Source organism: Bacteroides finegoldii DSM 17565 (assembly GCF_000156195.1).
In the GTDB taxonomy this organism is placed as follows: Bacteria; Bacteroidota; Bacteroidia; order Bacteroidales; family Bacteroidaceae; genus Bacteroides; species Bacteroides finegoldii.
On sequence record NZ_GG688338.1, the window covers coordinates 1 to 26,459 of the forward strand.

Annotated in this window: 24 protein-coding genes and 1 other RNA gene (1 of these 25 running past the window's edge); 16 read left to right on the forward strand and 9 right to left on the reverse strand. The window is 41.6% G+C overall.

Annotation, left to right across the window (positions count from 1 at the left end):
* Positions 1-378: 378 nt before the first annotated feature.
* The gene (locus BACFIN_RS01175) at positions 379-1,446 is read right to left on the reverse strand and encodes a DUF4831 family protein (RefSeq protein WP_007757933.1); all 1,068 of its coding nucleotides are present in this window, start codon (positions 1,444-1,446) and stop codon (positions 379-381) included.
* A 73-nt stretch (positions 1,447-1,519) separates the two neighbouring features.
* Positions 1,520-3,031 carry a bifunctional ADP-dependent NAD(P)H-hydrate dehydratase/NAD(P)H-hydrate epimerase gene (locus BACFIN_RS01170; protein WP_032839969.1) on the reverse strand — a complete coding sequence of 504 codons (1,512 nt, stop codon included), beginning with the start codon at positions 3,029-3,031 and terminating at the stop codon, positions 1,520-1,522.
* Positions 3,032-3,438: 407 nt separating this feature from the next.
* Here BACFIN_RS01170 and BACFIN_RS01165 point away from each other — a divergent pair, with 407 nt between their 5' ends.
* From BACFIN_RS01165 to pgeF, 14 genes are all read left to right on the forward strand, one after another.
* Entirely contained in the window at positions 3,439-4,983 is a 1,545-nt protein-coding gene (locus BACFIN_RS01165; RefSeq protein WP_007757937.1) for a peptide MFS transporter, read from the forward strand.
* Positions 4,984-5,139: 156 nt separating this feature from the next.
* Complete coding sequence (locus tag BACFIN_RS01160; protein WP_007757939.1) at positions 5,140-5,685, forward strand: RNA polymerase sigma-70 factor; 546 nt, start codon at positions 5,140-5,142, stop codon at positions 5,683-5,685.
* Positions 5,686-5,767: 82 nt separating this feature from the next.
* The gene (locus BACFIN_RS21085; RefSeq protein WP_007757941.1) at positions 5,768-6,628 is read left to right on the forward strand and encodes a FecR family protein; all 861 of its coding nucleotides are present in this window, start codon (positions 5,768-5,770) and stop codon (positions 6,626-6,628) included.
* Positions 6,629-6,640: 12 nt separating this feature from the next.
* Positions 6,641-6,850: a DUF4974 domain-containing protein gene (locus BACFIN_RS23530; protein ID WP_262479251.1), complete on the forward strand. Its 210-nt coding sequence runs from the start codon at positions 6,641-6,643 to the stop codon at positions 6,848-6,850.
* A gap of 35 nt (positions 6,851-6,885) precedes the next feature.
* Positions 6,886-10,227 carry a SusC/RagA family TonB-linked outer membrane protein gene (locus BACFIN_RS01155; protein WP_007757944.1) on the forward strand — a complete coding sequence of 1,114 codons (3,342 nt, stop codon included), beginning with the start codon at positions 6,886-6,888 and terminating at the stop codon, positions 10,225-10,227.
* A 36-nt stretch (positions 10,228-10,263) separates the two neighbouring features.
* Positions 10,264-11,733, forward strand: a complete 1,470-nt coding sequence (locus BACFIN_RS01150) for a RagB/SusD family nutrient uptake outer membrane protein (protein ID WP_007757948.1) — start codon at positions 10,264-10,266, stop codon at positions 11,731-11,733.
* Between the two features lie 34 nt (positions 11,734-11,767).
* Positions 11,768-12,535, forward strand: coding sequence for a DUF4843 domain-containing protein (locus BACFIN_RS01145; protein ID WP_007757951.1), 768 nt, complete (start codon positions 11,768-11,770; stop codon positions 12,533-12,535).
* 1 nt (position 12,536) lies between these two features.
* A complete protein-coding gene (locus tag BACFIN_RS01140; protein ID WP_007757953.1) occupies positions 12,537-14,123 on the forward strand; it encodes a PKD-like family lipoprotein in 1,587 nt (528 codons plus the stop codon).
* 22 nt (positions 14,124-14,145) lie between these two features.
* Positions 14,146-15,504: a TlpA family protein disulfide reductase gene (locus BACFIN_RS01135; RefSeq protein ID WP_032839970.1), complete on the forward strand. Its 1,359-nt coding sequence runs from the start codon at positions 14,146-14,148 to the stop codon at positions 15,502-15,504.
* Between the two features lie 94 nt (positions 15,505-15,598).
* A complete protein-coding gene (locus tag BACFIN_RS01130) occupies positions 15,599-16,942 on the forward strand; it encodes a hypothetical protein (protein ID WP_007757956.1) in 1,344 nt (447 codons plus the stop codon).
* A gap of 147 nt (positions 16,943-17,089) precedes the next feature.
* Complete coding sequence (gene hpt, locus BACFIN_RS01125) at positions 17,090-17,626, forward strand: hypoxanthine phosphoribosyltransferase (RefSeq protein ID WP_007757958.1); 537 nt, start codon at positions 17,090-17,092, stop codon at positions 17,624-17,626.
* 34 nt (positions 17,627-17,660) lie between these two features.
* Positions 17,661-18,230, forward strand: coding sequence for an adenylate kinase (locus tag BACFIN_RS01120; protein WP_007757959.1), 570 nt, complete (start codon positions 17,661-17,663; stop codon positions 18,228-18,230).
* A 44-nt stretch (positions 18,231-18,274) separates the two neighbouring features.
* On the forward strand, positions 18,275-19,438 hold the full coding sequence (gene obgE / locus BACFIN_RS01115) for a GTPase ObgE (protein WP_022275467.1): 1,164 nt from the start codon (positions 18,275-18,277) through the stop codon (positions 19,436-19,438).
* On the forward strand, positions 19,435-20,256 hold the full coding sequence (pgeF, locus tag BACFIN_RS01110) for a peptidoglycan editing factor PgeF (protein ID WP_007757961.1): 822 nt from the start codon (positions 19,435-19,437) through the stop codon (positions 20,254-20,256). The genes obgE and pgeF overlap by 4 nt, the downstream gene beginning before the upstream one ends.
* On the opposite strand, the gene BACFIN_RS0220280 is transcribed toward pgeF, so the two are convergent.
* The 6 genes from BACFIN_RS0220280 to BACFIN_RS21315 form a co-directional block, all read right to left on the reverse strand.
* Positions 20,253-20,831, reverse strand: a complete 579-nt coding sequence (locus BACFIN_RS0220280) for a zinc ribbon domain-containing protein (RefSeq protein WP_022275465.1) — start codon at positions 20,829-20,831, stop codon at positions 20,253-20,255. The genes pgeF and BACFIN_RS0220280 overlap by 4 nt on opposite strands.
* Positions 20,832-20,865: 34 nt before the next feature.
* Entirely contained in the window at positions 20,866-21,621 is a 756-nt protein-coding gene (locus BACFIN_RS01105) for an MFS transporter (protein WP_007757963.1), read from the reverse strand.
* 22 nt (positions 21,622-21,643) lie between these two features.
* Positions 21,644-22,864, reverse strand: coding sequence for an SPFH domain-containing protein (locus tag BACFIN_RS0220285; protein WP_007757965.1), 1,221 nt, complete (start codon positions 22,862-22,864; stop codon positions 21,644-21,646).
* A 20-nt stretch (positions 22,865-22,884) separates the two neighbouring features.
* Positions 22,885-23,310: a membrane protein insertion efficiency factor YidD gene (gene yidD, locus BACFIN_RS23925; RefSeq protein ID WP_007757966.1), complete on the reverse strand. Its 426-nt coding sequence runs from the start codon at positions 23,308-23,310 to the stop codon at positions 22,885-22,887.
* 21 nt (positions 23,311-23,331) lie between these two features.
* Positions 23,332-24,012 (reverse strand): hypothetical protein, encoded by a 681-nt coding sequence (locus tag BACFIN_RS01100; RefSeq protein WP_007757967.1) that lies wholly within the window; start codon positions 24,010-24,012, stop codon positions 23,332-23,334.
* A 109-nt stretch (positions 24,013-24,121) separates the two neighbouring features.
* Positions 24,122-24,442, reverse strand: a complete 321-nt coding sequence (locus BACFIN_RS21315) for a helix-turn-helix domain-containing protein (protein ID WP_007757968.1) — start codon at positions 24,440-24,442, stop codon at positions 24,122-24,124.
* Between the two features lie 490 nt (positions 24,443-24,932).
* Between BACFIN_RS21315 and BACFIN_RS01095 the strand changes: the two genes are divergently transcribed.
* Complete coding sequence (locus BACFIN_RS01095) at positions 24,933-25,598, forward strand: B3/B4 domain-containing protein (RefSeq protein ID WP_007757971.1); 666 nt, start codon at positions 24,933-24,935, stop codon at positions 25,596-25,598.
* Between the two features lie 243 nt (positions 25,599-25,841).
* On the opposite strand, the gene BACFIN_RS22130 is transcribed toward BACFIN_RS01095, so the two are convergent.
* Positions 25,842-26,186 (reverse strand): hypothetical protein, encoded by a 345-nt coding sequence (locus BACFIN_RS22130; RefSeq protein ID WP_007757973.1) that lies wholly within the window; start codon positions 26,184-26,186, stop codon positions 25,842-25,844.
* Between BACFIN_RS22130 and ssrA the strand changes: the two genes are divergently transcribed.
* Positions 26,187-26,459: a transfer-messenger RNA gene (ssrA, locus tag BACFIN_RS22135) on the forward strand (it continues 450 nt past the right edge of the window).

Below are 26,459 nucleotides of genomic sequence, written 5' to 3' on the forward strand. Positions count from 1 at the left end.
ACAGCCAATGCGGTATGTATGATAGAAAAGGTCGAAAAGAAAAAAAGAAAAGGCAGCATAATCTGACTAAAATAACAGGAAAAACAGGAGAGGTTTTAACTTCCCCTAAAAAAGACATGTACATAATGCATGGGTGGGAAGGAAAAAACAAGAATATGTAAACAATATTCTACAAAAAAGATAGAAGACTGGGAGAGTTGAACGAAAAAATCAAGAGAAAAGCTTTGCTTTACGTGAGCTTTTCTCTTGATTTTTTAGAAAGAGGAACATTTACTGAATATCCCTATCTATCTTTCTCAGATGCAGAAAGACGGATTTATAAAGTTAATGAAGTCGATTGAGTAAAGAGAAGAAAATTATATGGATAACGTGTTCCTTCTATTTTCCTTCTTCTCTATCCACTTTAAGCAATCCTCCGGTATTCGGGTCAAAGTACACTTTGATAGTCGAGTTCTTATTGAATAGAACCGGAGCCAGATACTCTATTATACCAAACTGAGTGACAGGAAGTTCACCTTCATAAAGTTTCTTCTTTCCGTCGGTCAGTGTAACCAATGCCTGTCCGGGTACATTGTAAGCGATTCCTTCCAAGTCTTTTTTCTTCTTTCCGTCTTCTTGCGGTATTTTTACCGTTTTCAAGTCTTTCAAGCTGATATAGAACGGAGTTCCTGCCAAATCGTTGTTGGCAACCACGCCCAGTTTCTTGGAAAAGCGGAAAGCCACTTCATTACTGAACTCTTTATCCGGTGTAAGGCGTACGGTGAATGTCTTTTCTTCTTTTTCCCGTATGCCGGAGAACATTTTTGTCATGGCTTCTTCCTGCAAGTTCAGATTGTCTATCATGATTTTGAGCTGTGCGCCGTCCGACGGCATATTGTCGGCCTGTCCGCGTAATAATGCGTTTTTGCTTTCACGGATATTATAGATTTCTTTGGCTACCAGTTCCGCCATCTTAGCGGTGGAGTTTGCCATCAGAATCTCTTCGGTCAAGAAGTCGCGGGGATTGGCGCTCATCTGCCCGGCAGGAGCGGTCGGAGTATTCTTCTTTGCAGAACTGTTTTGGCTGTAAGGCACGTTGATGGACTTTACGATACCATCCTCAGTCAGTTCCATAAGAGGAGCTACCGTTTTATCTTTCAATTTCACAAAGTAAGTAGCGTCGCCATTGGGCACTCCTACGGATTTCACTTTTACGCTTGCCAGTTCCCAATACACTTCGGGATCGGTAGAGACGTTGTTCAACCGTAAATAGCGGTCGGCGTACTTACTGAATTCACCCGGAGTATACTTCACTTTATTCGCTTTTATTTCAAGCTCTATTTGAGTTTTAGGAAGACTATATACCACTCCGTAGTCTTTTCCACGAGTGACTCCTGTCAATACTTCGGTCTGTGCGTAGGCGGAAGTCGTCATCAGCAGACCCGCCGCTATAATCAGTTTTTTCATATTCGGTTCTTTTTTAACTGTTTTGAAAACAAAGTTAATGAAGTTATTGAAATAAACACTAAGTTCTTAACTTTTATTCGCTTACAAGCCGCCAAGCTGCGGGCAGGCAGGTGATAATATCACTTGCAATCAGCCCGGTCATACCTTGTTTCTTCTGTGCGATGTCTCCTGCCAATCCGTGAATGTACGTACCTATTTTGGCAGCTTCGTCACTGGAGTAGCCCTGTGTGAGCAGCGCCAGAATCACTCCTGTCAGCACATCGCCGCTACCTCCGGTTGCCATTCCCGGATTTCCGGTCGGATTGAAGAAACATTTGCCTTCGGGAGTAATGATGGCGGAGTAGGCACCTTTTAGAACGATGTGAACATGGGCGGTATGGGCAAGCTCACAAGCCTTCGTCAATCGCTCGTAAGAATCCTGACATTTGCCGGTCAGGCGTTCCAGTTCCTTCGGGTGGGGAGTGAGGATAGAGCCTTTCGGCAGATGTGTGAGTGTATGGCGATGATTGGCAAGGATATTCAGTGCATCGGCGTCCAATATTACGGGAGTCTGGCAATGTTCCAGTTGCTCTATCAGGGCAGCTTCTGTTTCCTCGTTCCGTCCCAGTCCCGGACCTATGCCGACTGCTTGGTAATCATCGGTGTCGGTCGGCACGGCGAAATAGTTTTCGCTGGCGTCCGTCTCTACCATAGCCTCCGGTGCGGACATTTGCAAAATATCATAATTGCATATCGGGGCATGTACGGTCAGTAATCCTACGCCGGAACGGAGGCAGGCGCGGGCGGCAAGTACGGAGGCTCCCGCCATTCCTTTTGACCCTGCTATCAGCAGTGCGTGACCGAAGTTCCCTTTGTGTGCAAACTGTTTGCGTGGCTTGATAAGTGAACGGATTTCTTCTATCTCTAGCATTTCGTAGTTTGTCTCCGTTTCTTCGATTCCTTCTTCGCTCAATTGGATATCCAACAATTCCCATTCACCGACAAACTCTGTATTTTCGGCAAAGAGGAAGGCAAGTTTCGGTAGCTGCAGGCTGAAAGTAACGTCTGCACGGATGATATTGCTTTTCACGTTGAATGTGTTCTCTTCTCCCATCAGCCCCGAAGGAATATCGATGGCAACGACTGTGGCGGGAGAAGCATTGATGTATTTTACTACGGCAGCGAAACCTCCGCTTAACGGCTTGTTCAGTCCCGACCCGAATAGCCCGTCGATCACCAAATGTTCCGATGTCAGAGTCGGCGGTACGAACTGCGTACTGATTTCGTGGAATGTAACTTCTTCCATCATCTCCACCAATTCCTTGTTCGTCTGGCAGTCGGGTGAAAGATTTCCTTTAGTATTAAAGAGGTATACTTCTGTCTTATATCCTTTTTCAGCCATCATGCGGGCTATGGCTAACGCGTCTCCGCCATTGTTTCCCGGTCCGGCAAAAACGGTGACGGGGGTATCCGTGCTCCATCTGTCTGTGATGGCTTTTGTCAGTACTGTTGCCGCACGTTCCATCAGGTCAATTGATGCAATCGGTTCGTGCTCAATGGTATAAGCATCCAATTTCTTGATACTGCTGCTTGGAAATATTTTCATTGTGATGTTCTTTTTTAGTTTTTTACCCACAAATGTACATGATTCTTCTGACTTTTCCGGTTTGTTATAGGAAGAAAACACATTTATTGTAGGTAGACGACCGGCAGAATATAGGTCGATAAGTTTTTTCTACGGGATATAAAGTTCTTTTGTATAGGTAATAAACTTTCTTTTATCAGTAATAAAACTATAAACGAAGCCTCTGATTATATAAATGAAACTTTCGTTTATATAATCAAAGCCTTCGTTTTTATAAACGCAAGCTTCGTTTATAGTTTAGGAATAGTAGAAAAGAACTTTATAACCTATCGTTAGTAAGTTTACATTCAATAGAGAGTAACTTTTTTAAGGCATTTTATTTAGTTTTTTGTACCTTTGCGCTCCATAAACTACTAAAAAATAAACTCATGAGCGCATTGAAAGGGCATCCTAAAGGCCTTTACCTGATTTTTGCAACAAGCACGGCAGAACGCTTCAGCTACTACGGTATGCGTGCGATTTTCATTCTCTTTCTGACTCAAGCTTTATTGTTTGATAAAGAAGCGGCCGCGTCTATTTACGGCAGCTATACCGGATTGGTTTATCTGACTCCGTTGATTGGCGGATATATAGCCGATAAATATTGGGGCATTCGCCGTTCAGTGTTCTGGGGTGCGGTGATGATGGCCGTCGGGCAGTTCCTGATGTTTATGAGTGCTTCCACATTGAATAATACCGAACTAGCACATTGGCTGATGTATGGCGGACTCGGCTTTTTGATTCTGGGTAACGGTTGCTTTAAGCCGACGGTATCATCGCTGGTTGGGCAGCTTTACGAGCCGGGCGACAAACGGTTGGATGCGGCATATACCATTTTCTATATGGGAGTGAATGTCGGTTCTTTTGCTGCTCCGTTGATTTGCGGTTACTTGGGAGATACCGGTGATCCACATGATTTTAAATGGGGATTTCTGGCAGCCGGAATCATGACGCTATTTACCGTCGTACTTTTTGAGACCCAAAAGAATAAATATCTTTTCTCTCCATCCGGCGAAGCTATCGGTATCATTCCTGATGCAAAACGTGAGAAGAAAGAAGATGAGGCCGATCACATCTCTCACCCGAAGATGGACGCACGGACAAAAATACGCAATCTCATAATAATAACTGTCTTGGCTGCTGTTCTATTGGCATTCTTTGGCTACATATTCACAGGCGACTGGATTAGTGTCGGTATTTTCACGGCTTGCATCGTTTTTCCGGTACTTATTCTGTTGGATGGTTCGTTGACAAAGATAGAGCGTAGCCGTATTTTTGTCATTTATATCGTTGCCTTTTTTGTGATTTTCTTCTGGGCTGCCTATGAACAGGCGGGAGCTTCTCTGACCCTTTTTGCCTCCGAACAGACCAACCGCGATATTTTAGGTTGGGAAATGCCTGCTTCCTGGTTTCAATCCTTTAATCCGCTTTTCGTCGTTGTACTGGCTTACATCATGCCGGGAGTATGGAGTTTCCTGAACAAACGGAAAATGGAACCTTCTTCCCCTACTAAGCAGGCTATCGGCCTCCTGCTACTCTCTTTGGGATATCTTTTCATCTGTTTCGGAGTGAAAGATGCGGTTCCGGGAGTGAAAGTAAGTATGATTTGGCTGACGGGACTTTACTTTATCCACACTATGGGTGAAATTGCCCTGTCGCCTATCGGGCTTTCTATGGTGAACAAACTGAGTCCGTTGCGTTTTGCTTCCCTGATGATGGGTATATGGTATCTTTCCACTGCCACCGCCAACAAATTTGCCGGTATGTTGAGCGGCCTTTATCCCGAAGATGGAAAAGTAAAGACCATTCTGGGCTTCCAGATTGCGACGATGTACGATTTCTTTATGGTATTTGTGGTAATGTCGGGCGTCGCCTCACTGATTCTGTTCTTGCTGTCGAAGAAATTACAGAAGATGATGCACGGAGTAGAATAAGGTATTATATGTAGACAATGTGACAAAAAGAAAGTGATTGCCTCATTTTATTATACTATTTCTTTTATAGGATAGAAAAAACTAACATAATATATATGCCGAAATGATTTTTTATTAACTTTGCTCTTGATTTCTTTAATTAAGAGCAAATAGCTTATGGCAAAACTATATGATTTATCAGATAACAGCCGGATTGTAAAAGCGTTGAAAAAAGGAGATTCAACGGCTTTTGAGGCTGTGTATAAAGCATATAGTGGTTTGCTGCGTACTTATGCAACAAATATTTTACAAGATACCGATGCGGCTTATGAAGTGGTGCAAGATGCTTTCATGGCTATTTGGCTAAATCGTAAATCGTTGGATGACACGAAATCATTACGGAATTATCTGTTAAGAGCGGTTCATAATAATTCATTAAGATTGATTAAAGCGGAAGAAATACGGAGGGCCCGTGAAGAAAAAGCTATGGAGGAACAAATGATGGATTGGGAGGAAGTGCCTGTTTCTTCACAAAGAAACGAATTGTTGATTCCTGCCATAGAACGTCTGCCGGAACAGAGCCGCAAAGTACTTCAAATGAGTTATTGGGAAGAAAAGAAAAATGCAGTTATTGCTGATGAACTATCAATATCTATCCGTACAGTTGAGACTATTTTATATAAAGTAAAGAAGAAGTTACGGAAGGAAATCAAGAAAAAATAACCTTTTCTCAAAAAAAATATCGAACCGGATACGTAAATTCATCAGGTGCAGTATTATATATAATGAGTAAATTTCATTATATATGGATACAAAACACGATATCCCGCACCGGGAGATAGGTGAACAAGACGATGAACTGCTGGAACAATTGTGGAAGCAGTTGCCCGATTCTCAGGAAGATCCTTTTATAGCCGATCAGGGGTTTAAAGACTTGCAAGGTCGGATTCAGAGAAAACTTCGTATAAAACGCAGGTTTCGTATATTGACAGCCGGTAGTATTGCTGCGGCATTGATTACGGGCGTTTTGATTTTTCGGACACTTATTCCGTCGGAACAGGTTTCTACTGCCATTGCGCAGTTACAGGATATGGGGGTCACTATATCTGATGATCAAGTTATATTAAAGATGGGGAATGAGGTTGTTATGTCCCTTGACAGTGCAGCACGTATTGAGCTGAATACAGCAGATGATGTGGCTCTACAAACTGCTGCCGGTAAAAAGCTGGCGTTGGCAAGTGAGCGTATCTTGAAACTAGAAGTTCCTGCCGGACGTCACTTTCAGATGACTCTGTCGGACGGTACGAAAGTATGGCTGAATGCTTCTTCTACATTGGAGTATCCTGCTTCGTTTGAAGGTAAGAAAGAACGTAGGGTGAGACTGACGGGAGAGGCGTTTTTTGAAGTCAGTCGTAATGAGAAATGTCCGTTTTATGTAGAAACTGGTAATCAGGAGTCTGTACAGGTATTGGGAACTAGCTTTAATATAAATGCCTATCCGGAAAATAGTAAACATTTCACTACGCTTGTAACGGGAAAAATCAGTTATCAGGTAGAGGAGGGGAAAGAACCTGTCATCTTATCTCCTGATCAACAAGTGAGCTTCGATTGTGTGTCTGGAGATATGAAGGTGGCACAAGTAGACGCTTCGGCTTTTGCGGCATGAAAGGATGGCTGGATTTACTTTGAGGATGAAACTCTTCCGGACTTGGCAAAACGCCTTTCAAGGGTATATGGGGTTGAAATAAAGGTTGCCGAGCGATTGAGAAACTATTCCTTTTCCGGGAAAATCAGTTATGAACGTGGCGTTGACTATATTACTCGCCTGATGGAGGAAACCAATGGGGTTGTCTGTGAGGTTGAGAATGGGGTGCTCTGGTTGAGATGAGAGATACAACAATATAAAAAGAATGAGATAAGAGTATGAAAAGGAAGAAAAGTTTTATTCACATTGATTGGAAGATAGGGCTTATATTTCTTGTGTTTTCAGTCTGTTGTCGTACTGTGTATGCTCAAACGGTAAGTGTGGAGCTGAAAAAAGCGACAGTGGCGGAAGCATTGAAGAAGATGAGTGCTGTCACAGGGTATGAATTTTTTTATAATTCAAAACAATTGTCGGAATGTCCGAAGAGGATAACAGCTAATTATCATAATATTTCTTTGGTACAGGCACTTCAAGAAATTCTGTCCGGTACAAATTTCACTTTTAAGGTTGAGAATCGTACTATCATTATTGTTCCGCGACCTGCTTCCGGAAAACAGGAACTGCGGGAAGAAGAGAAGGAAATGGAACTTAAAGGACGGATTATTGATGGAAGTGACCGATCTCCGATGATCGGAGTTTCGGTAATAGTAGGAGGAACAGGACCGGGAATGTCCGGCACGACCACGGATCTGAATGGAGAATTCAGTATAAAGTTACCGGTAGAAGGCTGCGACCTAACTTTCTCTTTTGTCGGTTATGAAAAGATTACGAGACATTTTAACGGAAAGAATGCTTCATCTTTTGCAAATATCGTAATGCAACAACAGTTGCAGGAGATTAAAGATGTGGTGGTTACGGGAATCTATCAACGTAAAAAAGAAAGTTTTACAGGTTCTTCCACAACATTTAAGGGGGAAGAGTTGAAATCGGTAGGTTCGCAGAATGTCTTGCAAAGTTTGCGGACACTCGATCCTTCTTTTAAGATCATGGAAAATAATCAGTTCGGTTCCAATCCTAATCAAATGCCGGATATCGAGATACGGGGAAAGAGCAGTGTAGTAGGGTTGAAGGAAGAATATGGTACAGATCCCAACCAGCCGTTGTTTATTTTAGATGGATTCGAGACTACGCTGGAAACTGTAATGAACCTGAATATGAACCGTGTAGCTTCTGTTACGATATTGAAAGATGCTGCCTCTACGGCTATTTATGGTTCGAAAGCTTCCAATGGAGTAGTGGTAATTGAAACTAAAACACCGGAGAAGGGACGTCTTCAGCTTTCGTATAAAGGAGATTTTGGAGTAGATATAGCCGACTTGTCTGACTATAACCTGATGAATGCCCGTGAAAAGTTACAGTTTGAAACATTGGCAGGAGTATATGAGGACAACACCAACAGTCCTTCCAATCAGTTGCGTTTAAATAGCTTGCGGAACGAGCGGCTGAAGGAAATAGAAAGAGGAGTAGATACTTATTGGCTGAAAGAACCGGTACGTAACGGGTTTACGCACAAACACAATATCTATGCAGAAGGTGGTGAAGAAAAGATACGTTATGGAATAGGATTAAGCATAGGTCATGTGAATGGGGTAATGAAAGAATCCGAACGCCAAACGATTGGAGGAAATATCGATTTGATATATCGTACGGGAAAATTTCAGTTCAGCAATAAGCTGACAATTGATTATTTGGAGACGGTCGACCCAACTGTTTCCTTCTCGGAATATGCACAGGCGAATCCTTATTACCGGAAATATAATTCGGCAGGTGAGATAGAAAAATACCTGTACTATCCGGAGGATGGCATAAATGATTCTTCTGTTTCCAATCCGTTATGGAACGCTCATCTGAACAATTATAATAAAGGGCAGGAATTTGGATTTACCAACAATTTTATCATCGAGTGGTTTGCTACACATGATTTTCGTTTAAGAGCCAAATTCGGCCTGACGAAATCGGATGATACGTCGGATGTCCGTTTGTCTCCGTTACATTCACAGTTTGATGATGTAAGTGATACGGAGAAAGGGTTATATACGCACACACAAACCAAAGGATTAGTATATGAAGGGGATCTGGCCGCTACATTTGGTCGTTTATTTGCCGATAAACACATGGTTAATGCTGTGGCCGGATTCAATTTTAGCAGTACCAAAAGAGAAAATTATGGATTCTCAGCCAATGGTTTTACGGATGATCAGTTTGATTCTCCATCTTTTGCCAATAGCTATCCAAACGGGGAAAGTCCGGATTACAGTCGGACGGAGAAACGTGCGGCAAGTTTTTATATCAATGGCGGTTATGCTTATGATAATCGCTACTTGCTTGATTTTAATTATCGTAGTGATGGCGCGTCTATGTTCGGCACGGATAACCGTTTTCGGAATACATGGTCTGTCGGGCTTGGTTGGAATATTCATAATGAGAAGTTCCTCAGAGATAAAGATTTCTTTCAACTTCTCAAGCTGAGAGCTTCTGTCGGAAACCCGGGAAACCAGAATTTTGCCGCTTATCAGGCATTCTCGACTTACAAGTTCAATGGCTGGATGACGAATGTATTCGGAACAGGTGTGATTCTGAATGCATTGGGAAACAAAGACTTGGGATGGCAGGAAACAATCAATTATAATATCGGTACTGATATTACGATGTGGAATAACCGGATCAATGTGACTTTGGATTATTATTGGAAGAATACTGATCCGTTGCTGGCTGTCATCACGACTCCGGGTTCTATGGGAGTGACAAGCCTGACAATGAATGCCGGTATGCAAAAAACAAAAGGTTGGGAAGCTACATTGAAGTTTTCTCCTATTTATCTGCCGGAACAGGGAATCAATTGGAATTTGAGCGTGAATGCAACGCACTCTCGTTCGAAATATGCCAATATCGGTGACTCTTTTAGTGCTTTGAATAAGAGCGGACAGGCTTCATTGGCGGGTACTACCCGTTATTATGACGGGGGAAGTCCTACAGCTATCTGGGCTGTGCGGTCTGCCGGAATAGATTCGGCTACCGGTAAAGAGCTCTTTATAAAGAAGGATGGTACATATTCTTTTTCCTATGATGTGAATGACGAAGTAGTGGTAGGAGATACGGAACCTGATATAGAAGGATTGTTCGGGACTACATTCTATTATAAAGGCTTTTCACTCAGCTGTTTTTTCCGTTATCAAATAGGCGGGCAGTTATTCAACACTTCTCTTTTCGACAAGGTAGAGAATATAGGTACAGAAGAAGTGTACAACAATCAAGATAAGCGTGCGCTATACAATCGTTGGTCGGAGTCCAACCGTGAAGCGCAGTTCAAAGGTATATCTATGGTGCAGACTACTGAGAAATCTTCTCGTTTTGTGATGGATGAAAACACACTGACTTGCGAGTCTGTCAGTCTGGGCTATGAGTTCAATCAAGGATTTGTCAAGAAGCTAGGTTTGGCAGCTTTATCTTTACAGGCAAATATGAATGATATATTCCGTTGGTCTACCGTTAAGGCGGAACGTGGAATTGATTATCCTTTTGCACGAACGATCTCTTTGTCTATCGGTGCCACCTTTTAAACAATGGAAGAGAAAACTTATAAAAACGAATGAGTTATGAAGAATAAAATATATACAGGTATGTTGCTCGGTTGCTTTCTGCTATGTGGCTGTAGTGACTGGTTGGATGTGAAGCCTTATGATAAGATATCGGATGACGAACTGTTCTCTACGGAGGAGGGATTCCAAAAATTATTGAATGGCGTATATGTGGAATTGAATAATGACAAGCTATACGGATGCGCTTTGACTGTGGAAATGATTGAAATAATGGGAGGTGCTTATACAATAGGGACGGACAATTCCGTGTGGGGAAATTACAAAGATCTTGCCGACTATCAATATGAAACGGAATATTGGCGTGGAAGACTGAGCGAGACGTGGAATGAAGCGTATGCGATGATCTTGAATTGTAATGAGATTCTTGAGAATATGGAGAGCAGGACATCTCTTTTTACCGGTGATAATTATAATATTATACGCGGAGAAGCACTTGCCCTGCGGGCTATGCTACATTTTGACATGCTTCGACTGTTTGGCCCGGTGTATTCACGCAATAAAGATAAGCTGAGTATCCCCTATTATACAGCGCAGACCAATTTGCCGGAAGAACAGCTTCCTGCTTCAGAAGTGATTCGAAAGGTAATAACCGACCTAGAGGAAGCGCGAATCTTATTAGTGAATGATCCGGTAAAGACGGAGGGTACGATGATGAGTGGAGATGTAAATCAGAATTCTAACTTTTTGCGCTATCGTGCTTTACGGATGAATTATTATGCGGTGACAGGATTATTAGCACGTGTTTGTCTGTATGCAAGTAGCAATGATGAGGAAGGTGGAAGTGCAAGAAAGAAAGCATTCAACTATTCTACGGAAATCATAAAAGCGGTAGATAGCGGTATTTTTCCGTTTGTAGATAAAAAACTGGTTACTGGTTCACCGGATGATCCGGACCGTATTTTCTCTTCTGAAGTGATCTTTGCTCTCTCTCATGCAAGCCGTAACCAATTGTTTAAAAATTATTTTGACCCGACTCGTGTTCCTAACTATGTATTCAGAATGGATAATGATCTGATGAATAATCTCATTTTCGGAGGCACAGCTACCGGAGGCAACCAGGACGACTACCGTTATCGAGTGAATTGGGTGGCTTCAGGTTCTAACAGGTATTTCTATAAATATGCGGATATGGAGGATACTGGAAAAATAGAAAATACAATGATTCCAATGTTACGTATAGGTGAGATGTATCTTATTGCAGCCGAGAGCCAGTCTACTTCTTTGACGGCAGGTTCCAGTTATGTCAATACGTTGCGACGGAATCGTGGGGTAACTACTGTTTCATCATTGACCCAAGATTTGCTTGTGTATGAATATATACGTGAGCTATACGGTGAAGGGCAACTCTTTTATCTCTATAAGAGATTGTATAGACCTGTTTTATTCTCGTCCGTATCTAGTAAAAATCCGGAAGCAAGTGATCAGATATTCGTAGTCCCTCTTCCTGATTCGGAAACAGAAAATTGAAAGTAAATGCTTTTAAATGAACAAAATAAGATGTATGATGAAAATGAAAAATAGATATATCGTGGTTTTTCTTAGCCTGCTGATTGGTCTGTCGGCCTGTGACGAACGCGAGCCCGGTACTTTTCAGAATATTAGCGGTATTTATTTTAATAACCGTTCTTCTGCGAGTGCTTTGCAGGATAGCATAGATGTTACTTTTGTCTACGAGAATGGAGATGATATGGAAATTCCTGTGAAAATCCAGTTGTTGGGACGTCCTGTAGATGAGTCCCGCCCGGTAGATATCCGTGTTAGTTCCGAAAATGCTGTAGAGGGAACGGATTATGTGTTGTCGGATAAGGTAGAGATACCGGCCGGAGCTTCAGGTATAAATTATATAGTTACTCTAAAACGCACGGAATCTTTGAAAACAATGAAAAAGACTATTTATATGGAGCTTCGTGCGAACGACTATTTTGCACTTCCTGTAACGGAAGAGATACAAGCTGGAGGAGATACAGTATCTACCTTGCGCTACCGTATTATATTTTCAGATATGTTTACCTCTGCTCCTGTAGCATGGGAAGAAAATCTGTTAGGAGCATTTTCGCAACAGAAGTTTGAATTGATATGTGATGTGCTGGATGTTGCACCGGCTGATTTTAATGACGTGTCGGTAATGACCTTTGCCATGCAGGTATATATTAGTTCGGAAATGACTCAGTATGTGAAGGAACAAGAGGAAAAGAAGAATGCAGGTGAAGAGTTTGATGAAAATGCCTTTGATGGAAATGGAGACCCTTTGACGTTTAAAAAGAACTGATATGATGAAGAATTTGTATAATAATTTATGGAGGATTCTGGTAGCAGGCTTTCTATTGGTGGCTTGTACGGAAGATAAAGGAAATTATGATTACCGTAATCTGACAGAACTTGAAATTTCCGGAGTGGATGATAATATTTCTGTCTTGACTCATAACCGGTTACAATTGACACCGGATTTTGGTACTTCTGCTCTTCCTGACGACAGGTATGAATTTGAGTGGAAGGTAATCAATCAGGATATAGAGAATGAAGTGGAAACTGTGATTGGCAATACTCGCAATTTGGACTATGAAGTAACTTTGAACGCTGATGTATACACCCTGTATTTTACGGTGACGGAGAAGGATACGGGCATATATTGGCAAAAAAATTATACTTTGACTGTCAGCGATACTACTTCTGAAGGTTGGATGGTGCTTTGTTCAGATGAAGAAGGACGTGCACGTTTGGATATGGTTTCTAAGGTTACAGGAGATACATACTTTGATCTTCTGAAAAATTATAGTGAAATCTCTCAATGGAAAGGTCCGCGAAAGATTCAATCTCTTTCATCGACAATGACGGATGCCCAGTCTCCTTTTTACTTGTTGACAGATGATGGAGCTACTCGTTTGGGAAAGAATAATTTCGAGTGGAAGGAAGAATATAATTTCGCTTATGAAGCAGCTGCAAACGGTGCATCTTTGCGTCCTTATTCTATTACTGCTGCTGGTTTGGGTAAAATGATTGTCAGTGGTAAAGAAGCCTATTACTGTGAAAGGGGGATGGGGATAGATGGTCTGTATCAGAGTGTGGTGAATAAGACTTTTGATGTAGCTCCCTACGTGGGGGCGAATGTGGCAGCATCAATGTATGTAGCTGTGTATTTACTGTATGATACGACTAATAAATGTTTTATGGCGTATTGTCCGATGATGGCTTATGAAGATTTAGGTAGTCTTGAACCTTTGGTAACGATGGATAAAATGGAAGAAATAGCTACCAGTTTTAAAGGTGATAATGGAGTGGTGCATAGTGTGTCTTATGATTATCCTGAAGGGTATGATTATGTTTATATGGAGAATACGAAATATGATCCGGGTAATGCCAAAATGGGGACAACTTATACTATTCTGACTAAGGATGGCAGGTCTTATCTTTATGGCATTCAGTTGGGGGATTTACTTTTATATGCAGATTGCACTTATGTGTTGGGAAAATCCTATTATGGTGACTTGTCCGGTTGTACGGGAATAGGGGAAGAGGGCACTTTGTATGCTTTTAGCTCTTTGAAAAATTATATGTATTATGCTGTGGACAATACGGTTTACCGGGTCGACTTATCTGTTTCACCTTTGGAAGCAGAACGGCAATTTGCATTGAATGGGGAAACTATTACTTGCCTCAAATTTAATCTTTATCGGGAAAGTGCCAATGCCTCTCGTTCATATGATTTGGTTGTAGGAAGTGTAGATGGTGCTGGAAAGGGAATATTACGGGTTTATGAAGGATTGGAGTCTGAAGGTGATTTCAGTTCTGTTACACCGGAAAAGTATACTGGGTTTGCTCGAATCGTAGACGCTACCTATCGTGAAAGGAATAATTAAATTTTTACTAAAAAGGAAATATATGAGAAATTGTTTATTTGTAGTGTTGTTGGCCGGTTTGATAAGTGCTTGTACCTCTTCCGGTAAACCGGATAACATTGTGGTTACATTTGATGTTAAGAATCCTACAGCTACCGAAGTTGTATTGGTGTATCATAGAACGATAAATTCAGTTCCTCTGAATGAGCAGGGATATGGAGCGGATACAATTTCCGGTGTAAATGCTTTATATGCTAATTTGTTCTATGGCCAGAACGAACGGAAAATATATTTGGAAAAAGGAGATCGTGTACACATTACTTTTGATGGCAATGATTATGTCGGAACGTTTAAGTTTGAAGGTGAAAAGGCACCAGTAATTGATTATCTGAATACTGTTACACTCACGTCGTTGTCGGATGAAACGTATGCTCTTCCTCTGAATGAGTATATGCAGAAAGTAGAGCAGAAAGAACAGGAAGCATATAAATTGCTGAATGTTCGCGGACTGGATGACATTGGTAATTTTAACAAAATGGAGGCGGCGCGTATTCATTATTCTTATGGAACAGGAGTAGTCATGTATCCGATGGGACATATTATGATGACGCAAGATAGTACTTATCGCCCGGATGAGGCTTATTACGATACTCTCCGGAAGTATATGGTGGAAGATGAGGATTGGCTGGATATGGATGAGTACCGTGACTTTGTTGTGGAACTGTCTCATATACTTGATACTCCTAATCGGGAAGTTACCGACTATTATCCGAAAACCGTTGCTCAAATGCGATACATTGCAGATAATTTCAAGAATGAAAGAGTCAAAGAAGTGTTGCTGAACAGTCTGGCTGCGGAATATGTAGAAAGGTTTGGTATTAAGAATATTACAGATTTGGAAAATATTTATCATACTTATGTGAAGGATACTGTGCTTTTGGCAGATTATCAGGATAAATATGAGAAATGGAATTTGTCTTCTCCCGGTAAGCCTTCTCCGGATTTTCAGGCGGTTGATATAAATGGAAAGTCTTATTCTCTAGCTGATTTTAAAGGAAAGTATCTTTATATAGACTTGTGGGCTACTTGGTGTGGTCCATGTCAGAGGGAATTACCTTTCCTAAAAAAGTTGGAGTCAAAGTTTGAGGGGAAGAATATTACTTTTTTGAGTCTTTCGATAGATCATGATAAGGCAAAGTGGGAGGCAAAAGTAAAAAGTGGAGATTTGTCCGGTGTTCAGTTGCTTATCGGTCGTGGAAGCTCTTTCCAAAGAGCATACAATATTGAGGGAATTCCCCGTTTCTTGCTTTTGGATAAGGAAGGAAAGATTATAAACAATGATATGTTACGTCCTTCATCAGATGATACAGAGCGTATATTGAATACTTTGGAAGGTATCTAAATTTGTTGGATTAATATAAAAATCTGTATGAGAATATTTTGATATACTTTACAAATATTTGTACAACTAATTACTAATTTAAAATTTACTGGTTATGAAAAAAATCTGGTTATTGATGTTGATGGTATGTACAGTGATCGGTACATTTACAGCATGTTCATCTGATGATGATGGTGATCCAACTCCACAACTTCCAGTTAGCGGTGTGAGTATCCCTGCTATAGCAGAAGTTGGTGGTGAGGTTATTATTAGAGGTACAGGATTTACGGCTTCTGGTATTAGCTTGTATTTAGAGAACTCTTCTAAAGAGAAAACAGCAATAGATGCTGCTTTTTCTAATGCAGGAGTTACATTTACTGTCCCTATGTCGTTAGTAGCAGGAGTTTATAATGTGATATTGACACAAAGCGGAAACGAGTGGACACTTGGTTCTATCACTTTGACGGATGCGGACAGTCCGATTACGAGTCCTTCGTTGTCCAATGAAGAGGTAAGTCCAGGAAGCGAAGTGACGCTTGGAGGTAGCGGATATGCGGACGGCGATAAGATTGTGTTGAAAGCAGAAGGAGCAGAAGCTATTGAAATTTCCGAAGTTACGGTTACTGCTGATGGATTGACATTCACTTTGCCGACTGACTGTCCCGAAGGAGAATATACCGTAAATCTGGTTCGTGGAGCCAATTCTTGGAAATTGGAGAATGTTGTGCTGAAGGTGCAAAAGGCTATGAGAGTAAAATCTATTAATATGGATATGGGAGAAATGGGCTTTTTACTTCTTGAATTAGGATATGATGCGGAAGGACGTTTGGTCAGCGCTACGACAGATGATAAGCTTTTAAACCGTGAGTTTAAGTATGAAGGAAATACGATAACGGCAATTAGTCTGGATGATACGAAGGAAAATTTAGTTTACACATTGCAAGACGGTAAAATAGTAAAAGCTACCGCTGCCGATAAGTATGATGAAACGGAAGAATTTAATACTTGGAGCTATGAAGGTGATTATTTGTCTTCTGTTACAAATCCTGGAGATTTCTATGAAGGTATGAATCTGACATTTGCGTATAATGCGGACGGTAACTTGGAAGATTTTAATTTTGTCGGCGATGTACATTATACTTATGGAGAGACTTCTATATTGACTGTGCCTAATACAATTGATCCTGCTATCGCAATCCATTTGCCGAATCTTATTTATAGTAAAGAAGATGCTTCTTTAGCATTCTTGTTGAATAAGATAGGAAAAATATCGAAAAAGATCCCTGATTCATTTCAGTTCCCTGTTAGTCAAGATGAAACAACAGGAGAGTTAATTTATCAGACTTATACTGTTACAGCAGTGATGAATAACAATGTGTTGTCAATAGATTGCGGCAATGCTGCGGCTGAAATTGGAATTCCCAATTTATCAATTACCTATGAAAATATAGATGATTAATAAGATATTTGTAATATAACAAGTCAGGGCGAGGAGGTATGTTTGCAAGAGCACATCTCCTCGCTTCTTTATAAAAACGTTCATATAGATTTCACTAAGTAGAATAAAAATTGTATTTTTGCGACAACTTTTTTAAAATAACCGGTTATGGATACCATTCAGATAAAAGACAAACAGTTTACCGTTTCTATTAAGGAACAGGATATTCAGAAAGAAGTGATTCGTGTAGCGAACGAAATCAATCGCGATTTGGCAGGTAAGAATCCGCTTTTCCTTAGTGTGTTGAACGGTTCTTTTATGTTTACCGCTGACCTATTGAAGCATATTACGATTCCTTGTGAGATCTCATTCGTGAAGCTGGCTTCTTATCAGGGAGTAACTTCCACAGGAGTTATCAAAGAGGTAATCGGCTTGAATGAAGACATTGCCGGACGTACGGTTGTCATTGTAGAAGATATTGTGGATACGGGGCTCACCATGCAACGTCTGCTGGATACATTAGGTACACGCAATCCGCAGGAAATTCACATCGCTTCTCTGCTGGTGAAGCCGGAGAAGTTGAAGGTAGACCTCAACATCGAGTATGTAGCGATGGAGATACCGAATGACTTTATCGTGGGATACGGTCTGGACTATGACGGCTTCGGACGTAACTATCCCGACATTTATACAGTAGTAGACTAAATTCAAATACAAATTAATTTTTTAGGTAAAAAAGATGTTGAACATTGTAATTTTCGGTGCTCCGGGTTCCGGTAAAGGGACGCAGAGCGAACGTATTGTAGAAAAGTATGGAATCAATCACATCTCAACCGGAGATGTATTGCGTGCTGAAATCAAGAACGGCACAGAACTAGGTAAAACGGCTAAAGGTTATATCGATCAAGGCCAATTGATTCCCGACGAATTGATGATTGATATTCTGGCAAGCGTATTTGATAGCTTTAAAGATAGCAAAGGTGTAATTTTCGATGGTTTCCCAAGAACAATTGCACAGGCGGAAGCATTAAAGAAAATGTTGGCGGAAAGAGGACAGGATGTTTCTGTAATGCTCGATTTGGATGTTCCAGAGGATGAACTGATGGTACGTCTTATCAAACGCGGTAAGGACTCCGGCCGTGCTGACGACAATGAAGAGACGATCAAGAAACGTCTGCACGTATATCACTCGCAGACTGCTCCGTTGATTGACTGGTACAAGAACGAAAAGAAATACCAACACATCAACGGTCTGGGCACTATGGAAGGTATCTTTGCGGATATCTGTGAAGCGGTGGACGGACTGTAGTCTTCTTTAAATATAAATCACTAACCAATTAATCATTAACCAACGTGGCTGAATCGAATTTTGTTGATTACGTAAAGATATACTGTCGCTCGGGTAAGGGCGGAAGAGGCTCTACGCACATGAGGCGCGAGAAATATTGTCCTAACGGAGGTCCCGATGGGGGCGATGGCGGAAGAGGAGGCCATATCATCTTGCGCGGCAACCGTAATTACTGGACTTTGCTACACTTGAAGTTTGACCGTCATGCGATGGCAGGTCATGGAGAGTCGGGAAGTAAAGGACGTAGTTTCGGCAAAGACGGCGAGGATAAGGTAATTGAAGTACCTTGCGGAACGGTTGTTTACAATGCCGAAACCGGAGAGTACATTTGTGATGTGACTGAAGACGGGCAGGAAGTGATTCTGCTTAAAGGTGGTCGCGGCGGTCAAGGTAACTGGCATTTCAAGACGGCAACCCGCCAGGCTCCGCGTTTTGCGCAGCCGGGAGAACCGATGCAGGAAATGACTGTTATCATGGAGCTGAAACTACTTGCCGACGTCGGTCTGGTAGGATTCCCGAATGCGGGAAAGTCTACCTTGCTTTCTTCCATTTCGGCTGCCAAACCGAAGATTGCCGATTATCCGTTTACGACACTCGAACCGAATCTGGGTATCGTTTCCTATCATGATGGGAAATCTTTTGTAATGGCGGACATTCCTGGAATTATCGAGGGAGCCAGTCAAGGTAAAGGTTTGGGACTCCGTTTCCTGCGTCATATCGAACGCAACTCCTTGTTGTTGTTTATGGTTCCGGCGGACAGTGATGATATCCGTAAAGAATATGATATCTTGCTGAACGAACTGCGTACATTCAATCCTGAAATGCTGGACAAACAACGGGTGTTGGCAATTACCAAGAGCGATATGCTCGATCAGGAACTGATGGACGAAATCGAGCCTACATTGCCCGAAGGCATACCGCACGTATTCATCTCTTCTGTTTCCGGTTTGGGAATCTCGGTGTTGAAAGACATCCTTTGGGAAGAACTGAATAAGGAGAGTAACAAGATAGAGGCGATTGTCCACCGTCCGAAAGACGTGACCCGCTTGCAACAGGAACTCAAAGACATGGGCGAGGATGAAGACATCGTTTATGAATATGAGGAAGATGCGGATGATGACGAGGACATCGACTATGAGTACGAAGAAGAAGATTGGGAAGAAAAATGATTTCACTCACAGAAGATAAAAGAATGTTGGGATATGAGTCGCTAAGCTCATATTCCAACATTTCTCATTTTGTAACTACCCGGCGGGGAGGGTACAGTGAAGGGGCTTATGCGTCTTTCAACTGTTCGCATTACAGTGGGGACGAACCGGAACAGGTGTGCCTTAACAGAAAGCTACTTTTGGAAGCATTGCCACAGTCTCTTGTTGAGCTGGTAGTCCCTGTGCAAACACATGGTACGGAGATTTTGCATATTGAGGACACTTTTACCGGATTATCTCCGGAACAGAAAGAAAAATCGTTGTATGGAATCGATGCGCTGATAACTTCCGAACCCGGATATTGCATCTGTATTTCTACGGCGGACTGTGTGCCTGTCTTGATGTATGACCGCACTCATCAAGCCATTGCGGCGGTGCATGCCGGATGGCGGGGAACAGTGGCACATATCCTTCGCGGTACTTTAGAGAAAATGCACTGTATTTTCGGAACGGAAGGTAAGGATGTTATAGCCTGCATAGGTCCGAGCATCTCATTGGAGTCTTTTGAAGTGGGTGAAGAAGTATACGAAGCATTCAAAGAACAAGATTTTGATATGCTCCGTATTTCGACGTGGAACGGGCAAACCGGAAAACATCATTTGGATTTGTGGGAGGCTAACCGGATACAGTTATTATCGTTTGGCGTTCCCGACAGTCAGATAGAACTGTCCGGTATCTGCACTTATACCCATTGTGACGAGTTCTTCTCCGCCCGTCGTTTAGGGATTCGTTCCGGACGTATTTTGTCCGGAATCATGTTGACCTCTTCCGGCGGTTAGGGGCGTGGCATACCGATCATAGAATGGAAAGACTGGATATCGGTCTCTGTCAATCCATATTGGATAGCTGTGGCATACAATTCCTCGCTGGTGGGTGATGTCTTGAAAAATTTCCGGTTATAATAATCCTGTTTGATATACGACATGAAATAATAGAAAACTGCTCGCGGTTCAATCATAACTGCGGCATTCAGATATTCTTCTATTTTGTCGATTACCGGGCGGAGAGTGACAAACGGTTTTTTTCCTCGTAACAATGAAACTGCTGCCAGAAAGAATGGTTCGGGATTATCAAAGTTATCTTCCATCGCTTTTTCGAATGAGGCAGATGCCTTTTCGTACATCTTCAGCCTCAGGTAGCAGATGCCGATAGACAGATTCAGGTCCTGGCTGTCCGGATTCTCTGCCAATGTTTTCTTGTATGAGTCTGCGTACTTGCTGATTTGCGGCAGAGGCATATCTGCAATGTTCGTAAAAGAGGTGATGATAACCGGGCTTTGACAGTACTCGCAGTTATTCTGTCGGGTAGATACGGGAGCTCCGCAATTGGGGCATGAAAGTGATATTATTTCCATGATTATTGTTTTATCTATAATGTTATTCTGTGATTTATCCTCGCGACAGATTGCGCAACAGCGTTATTTCATCTATTGCATTTGAAGCGAATCGTTTCATTTTACGGTCAATCATATTCAAATCCGAATCAGGTACTTCTTCCATCTCAGCAACAATCTTTTCGCAATTTTCCAGCATATTGCTTAGCTGTTTGACTGCCATATCATTACGGAAGATGGAAGGAGTGAGGTGATTTATCTTTGTAATGAGTGTTCCGAGAACCTTGTATCCGTCCCATTGTGAAAGGTCTGTATCTTTATCAATCCCTTGTTGCAAATACTTGGAAGCTAATTGGTTCATCTTTTCGGTGTAGAACCGGATACTTCTCATCTGTTGCGTCTGCTCTTCCGTCTTTTCGTGATAGCTATTATCGGTCCGAGTGACTATTGAGCCTACGATTATAAATAACAAGAATATGATACTATGAACCGCGATATATACTTTGTATGAGAGTATAGCGGTCAGAAGCAATGAGTAAGCTATCATCCAACCACTACCGAATATGATATAGTAGATTGCACCGACGCTGATAATGCTGTAAAATGCTCCTGAAATATTCTTGCTCTCTTTTTGTAGCAGACTCAAAAAGCCGAATAAAAAGCCTTCCAGTAGTAACGTATATATCATATTGGTGTAGAACAAAGCTCCGGCATTTTCCGGGCGGAATAAAAGGAATAATACTAACGTTATGATACCCGTCAAGATGGGAATAAGAATATTGGATACAAAAGATATTCTGGAATTTGCCATATCCTGATTTTATTAAGGGTGATTATAAAATGGGTGGAGGAGGGGGAACTGCGCTGAATAATGATTGCAGTTCGGTACTTTCGCCTGCTTTAGTCCATTGCGGCATTCCGTTTTTCCATACGTAAGTATCACGTGTAAGCGTTCCGTTCTGTGCCATTTGTTGTAATGTGGGGAGATCGTAAGGTCCTTGTTGTACGTTATTGACCAGAACATGATACGTTACAGGCATAGGTGGTGGAGGCGGAGTTGCGGCAGAAGACGGCTGTTGGCTGGTCATCACTCCGGCAATGTTACCCATCTGAGTTCCGAATGCCCCTCCGATACCTACTCCCATACCTAGCCCCATACCGGCGCCCATCATTTGCCCGCTTCCTCCTTCATTACCGGCAGCGGTCTCCATGACATCAAACTGACGTTCTTCCTGGAAAGTATATTGTTCGATGTTGCGTCGTTGCGCACGTCCTTGCGCTTCAAATATTTCTGCAGCGGCATTGGCTTGTGCTTCGAGTACTTTTTGGACATTCGGATGGCCTTCATCATAATTGATACTGGCCAGATTAAAGTTTTCCAGACTGATGCCATACCTCGCAAATTCACTCTTCAGACAGTTTTGTAAGTATTGTGCCATTTGCGGAGAGTAAGCCGGCAAGTCTACTACGGAGATTCTTTCCTGTTTGACGAACTGTCCGAAACTGGCGTTTAATTGCTGCAAAACGACAGACTTAAATTGCTCTATGATACTTTCCGTGTCGAATGTATGAAGTGTACCGACCAATTCGCCTAATAACATTGAAGCGTCCACGACTCGGATACCGTATTCACCGAAAGCTCGTACGGGAATGGGGATACTGTAAAGCGGGTCGCGTACAGGAACAGCGTTGATTGTTCCGAATTTGAGATTACGACGTACGGTTTTGCTGACGAAATAGACTTCTGCTGTAAAAGGAGTTCTGCCTCCAAAGGGTAGATTAATTAATTTTTGGAGAACCGGAATATTATTGGTTGATAGCGTATGTGTACCTTCGCCAAAAATATCACATACCGCACCACCACGCAAGAATATTGCTTCCTGACTGTGATTGACAATCAATTGTGTGCCAATGGAAAGATTATCGTACGGGAACTTCCATACAATGTCTTCTGCTTCTCCATTGAATGAAATACGATCGATAAATCCTTTTCGTTCTTCCCCCTGACCGTCGTATGTCCGGCCGTCTGTTCGTTGTTTATTAAAGAATCCCATATATGAATTTAGGTATTAGTTTATGGATAATCAATGCCGTATTCTATTCCCCGACATGTCTTGAATAAACGGATGTAGATTTTGTATAGTCCTTTTACAAGACCATACTTTTTCAATGCGAGGATGGCGTATTCAGAGCAGGTCGGTTTATAAAGGCATTTTCTTCTTGTTTCTTCGGGTGCATAGCGTTGATATAACTTAACTATGCCTATGAGTATTTGTTTTCCGGTGGAAATGAAACATAATAAGTTGCCCGGAATATAATAAATAAGAAAAGTACCCCTCCATAAAGATAGCGCATATGATAGAGAACTTACCAGAATTTCAACTCCGATCAGAATGCCCAATACTTTGCTCCATTTAAGTTTCGGGCGTTCCAACGGACGAAAGAGGCAGTATTCTCTCGCTTCTTTTTGCTCTTTAGAGAGCAGGCACTTTTCTGTCACTCACTTATCTATTAAAACATCTCAGGCTTTCTTCTCTCTAAGTTTAGCCTTCATGCCTTGAATAGCCCTTTCTGTATAATCGTTCTGTTCCATAGAGCAGTAGAACTTGTCACCCGGAACAGTCAGTGCAAAGCGGTTGCTGTCCACGTTGATAAGTATATTTTTCTTTTGTTTCGGGTCGTATTGTGGCGTTTCTTCTGTGTCTGATGAAGTAGAGAAGTTAGTGATGTCTTTGTAGAAATATTCTTCTGTCGCTTCTTTTTTGCCGTCTTCATCCATATTGAATGTGTACTGGTATAAATATACCTGATTGGCACTGAAGAATAACCAGGAAACCTGATAGGCTGAGCTGCGGTAAATATTGTCTTTGCCTAAGCGTGCATATGCTTTCTTTCCAAACACCCATCCTTCGAAATGGACTGGCTCGATCTCGTTTACTTCGCTTTCATCCAAACCGATCTTGTTTAGCGCTTTTTGTTTGAAGTCCATGCTGTTCAATACATTGCGTACCATCGCATCATATTCTTCATCTTTCATTCTTTTAGAGAAACAGCCGTCATCATTACAGAAATAACGGATTACTTTTTTCTGATTCTCATTTCTTCCTTTAATACGTTGTTTCACGTAATCATTGTCGTTGTTCCCCAAAAACTTATAAGCAACATAGGCAACGATAAGCAGTACAATAATAACTCCAATCATAATATGTTTATTTTATATAAGATTAATAATGAATGCAAATATAGACGAGTAAATGATATGGAGATTTGAAAATCTGTCGAAAGAACTGACAGGTAGCGTCAATAAATTGCTACGTTTTTAATTTGCATCGGAATAAAATAGGTTCTTCTTTTTCTAATTCGCATTCCTTCACCACTTTAACGATGAGATAGCTATTGGATGTGCCGGGAGAGGATGTTTCAGACCGGTTGCTATAAGCATAAGAGATGAAATCGAATTGCAGCACTTCAGATATGGTGACTAGTAGGTCGATGTCGATACTCTTCCGGTTGAATATGTCATAAACTGTGGTGCGGGTTTTGTGAATTGCTTCTGCAAAATCAGCTATGGATAAGTTACTTTCCGATAACTTTAGTTTAATAAGCTTCCCTATATGCACATCCTTTTTCATCTTATATTCATTTAAGATTAATCGTATATCCGGTTCTCCTCAGATGGATTACTTAAAAAAGAGGCCTTATGGAAAAGGACATAAAAAGCGTGGAGAACTTCATTGTGCCACCAATATCAAGGCATCGCCAAACGCCCTACAGAAAGTAAACACACTCCCCTCCACGCCTGAATTATAGGAATGTGACAAGACGCCACGAGCCTACAAAACAAAGCGAGAACGTCGTATTGTTTTATCCTTTCTGTTAAAAAATTGGCGATCTTTTGATATTTAGGATAAAAGCATAAACGCTTTCTCTTTTTAACATGTAAAAAGCTGCGATATAGAATCTCTATTCTTTACAGCTTTGCAAAGTTACTAAAAAAAAAGAAACAATACGATTCTAGAGAGGAGTTTTTGGGTGGAATATAGATAATAACCACAGGATCGGTGTTATATATTGAGGCGAAATATCTATTTTTGTACTGCCAAAAACTATTATCGATTGAATATGTATACTATTTCCATTTCTCAAGAGATTAAAGAAGCTTGTCCGGTATTTGCCGGAGCAGCTGTATATGCAAAAGTCAGAAACACAACTTATAGTGAAGGGCTCTGGCGTGAAATTAATGCCTTCACCGAACAGTTGACTTCCACAACGCAGATGGAAGACATCAAACGGCAGCCTGTGATTGCAGCCACTCGTGAGGCATATAAGCGTTGTGGTAAGGACCCCGGACGTTATCGCCCGTCGGCAGAGGCTTTGCGCCGTCGTTTGATGCGTGGGATTCCTTTATATCAGATTGATACGTTGGTAGATCTCATAAATCTCGTTTCTCTCCGTACGGGGCATTCTATCGGAGGGTTCGATGCGGATAAGATACAGGGCACGTGCCTTGAACTGGGTATCGGCAAGGCGGGAGAGCCCTTTGAGGGAATCGGACGCGGTGTGCTGAATATCGAAGGATTGCCTGTGTATCGTGATTCTTTCGGAGGGATAGGAACACCGACCAGTGACCATGAGCGTACGAAAATGGATATCAATACTACCCATATTCTTGCTATTGTCAACGGTTATAATGGCAAAGAAGGTTTGAAAGAAGCTGCCGGAATGATTCAATCGTTGTTGAGAGACTATGCGGAATCGGACGGGGGCGAACTTCTATTCTTTGAATAATCCGCTTTGCCTGTATTCTGCGCTTTGACATACTCTCTGCATCTCTGATTGATTCTTATTTTCTGAGTTGAGGTAATTTTACTTCTGCTATCTCCTTTATTCCCTTCCCAGAAAGTAGATAATTCATTATCAATAATATGATTGACAGTTCCTTGATTGCCTGCCCGTTTGCCGGTATTCGTCACTTTACAAGTGACATACGTCTTTTGATTAGGAGTGATGATGGCTGGAGGAGATATCTTTTTAGTACATTTCTGTACGGACAGGCTTATAAACAGTAGGAATCTTGGATGTTTTTTGTGCAGGGAGGGTAGCACAACTTCCTAGAAACAGGCTAATGAGTAAAAGTTTCTTCATGGTATTTTCTCGTGTTAAGAATAAATTTGCCCGGTAAAGATAATGCTTTGATATAATATTCACCAATGTCTTTTCGTTATTTAGAAAATGTTTCTTGTCTTTTATATCTGGTTGTGGTAGGGGAAGGTAGGAGTAAAGTGATAATAATTGCAAAAGAATGATGAACGATACCAAAATATTTTCTATCTTTGCATCCAATAAAGCAGAATTTTCAGCTTGTTGCAAAGTCATGGGCTTGACTGGATTTGACAGCGGGCAGAAATGGTAGGTAAGCATGCAGTGGGTCGGTAATTTCCACTTAAATCTCAGTTATCAAAATTTTATCTGGCGAAACTAATTACGCTCTTGCTGCTTAATCGAATCATAGTAGATTAGCTTAATCCAGGCACAAGGTGCCAGGACGAGACATCACTCGGAAGCTGTTGCTCCGAAGCGTTCCGGTTCAGTGGTGCAGTTACATCGGGGATAGTTGAAAGTGGCCTCGCACTTTTGATGAAACTTTAG

Bases quoted from the DNA above. Each gene is read 5' to 3' on its own strand.
- BACFIN_RS21315 (WP_007757968.1), bottom strand. From the start codon at position 24,442: ATGAAAAAGGATGTGCATATAGGGAAGCTTATTAAACTAAAGTTATCG.
- BACFIN_RS01175 (WP_007757933.1), bottom strand. From the start codon at position 1,446: ATGAAAAAACTGATTATAGCGGCGGGTCTGCTGATGACGACTTCCGCC.
- BACFIN_RS01105 (WP_007757963.1), bottom strand. From the start codon at position 21,621: ATGGCAAATTCCAGAATATCTTTTGTATCCAATATTCTTATTCCCATC.
- BACFIN_RS22130 (WP_007757973.1), bottom strand. From the start codon at position 26,186: ATGACTTTGCAACAAGCTGAAAATTCTGCTTTATTGGATGCAAAGATA.
- hpt (WP_007757958.1), top strand. From the start codon at position 17,090: ATGGATACCATTCAGATAAAAGACAAACAGTTTACCGTTTCTATTAAG.
- BACFIN_RS01100 (WP_007757967.1), bottom strand. From the start codon at position 24,012: ATGATTGGAGTTATTATTGTACTGCTTATCGTTGCCTATGTTGCTTAT.
- pgeF (WP_007757961.1), top strand. From the start codon at position 19,435: ATGATTTCACTCACAGAAGATAAAAGAATGTTGGGATATGAGTCGCTA.
- BACFIN_RS01160 (WP_007757939.1), top strand. From the start codon at position 5,140: ATGGCAAAACTATATGATTTATCAGATAACAGCCGGATTGTAAAAGCG.
- BACFIN_RS01120 (WP_007757959.1), top strand. From the start codon at position 17,661: ATGTTGAACATTGTAATTTTCGGTGCTCCGGGTTCCGGTAAAGGGACG.
- BACFIN_RS01145 (WP_007757951.1), top strand. From the start codon at position 11,768: ATGATGAAAATGAAAAATAGATATATCGTGGTTTTTCTTAGCCTGCTG.
- BACFIN_RS21085 (WP_007757941.1), top strand. From the start codon at position 5,768: ATGGATACAAAACACGATATCCCGCACCGGGAGATAGGTGAACAAGAC.
- BACFIN_RS01165 (WP_007757937.1), top strand. From the start codon at position 3,439: ATGAGCGCATTGAAAGGGCATCCTAAAGGCCTTTACCTGATTTTTGCA.
- BACFIN_RS01095 (WP_007757971.1), top strand. From the start codon at position 24,933: ATGTATACTATTTCCATTTCTCAAGAGATTAAAGAAGCTTGTCCGGTA.
- BACFIN_RS01150 (WP_007757948.1), top strand. From the start codon at position 10,264: ATGAAGAATAAAATATATACAGGTATGTTGCTCGGTTGCTTTCTGCTA.
- BACFIN_RS0220285 (WP_007757965.1), bottom strand. From the start codon at position 22,864: ATGGGATTCTTTAATAAACAACGAACAGACGGCCGGACATACGACGGT.
- BACFIN_RS01130 (WP_007757956.1), top strand. From the start codon at position 15,599: ATGAAAAAAATCTGGTTATTGATGTTGATGGTATGTACAGTGATCGGT.
- BACFIN_RS0220280 (WP_022275465.1), bottom strand. From the start codon at position 20,831: ATGGAAATAATATCACTTTCATGCCCCAATTGCGGAGCTCCCGTATCT.
- BACFIN_RS01140 (WP_007757953.1), top strand. From the start codon at position 12,537: ATGATGAAGAATTTGTATAATAATTTATGGAGGATTCTGGTAGCAGGC.
- BACFIN_RS01170 (WP_032839969.1), bottom strand. From the start codon at position 3,031: ATGAAAATATTTCCAAGCAGCAGTATCAAGAAATTGGATGCTTATACC.
- BACFIN_RS01135 (WP_032839970.1), top strand. From the start codon at position 14,146: ATGAGAAATTGTTTATTTGTAGTGTTGTTGGCCGGTTTGATAAGTGCT.
- BACFIN_RS01155 (WP_007757944.1), top strand. From the start codon at position 6,886: ATGAAAAGGAAGAAAAGTTTTATTCACATTGATTGGAAGATAGGGCTT.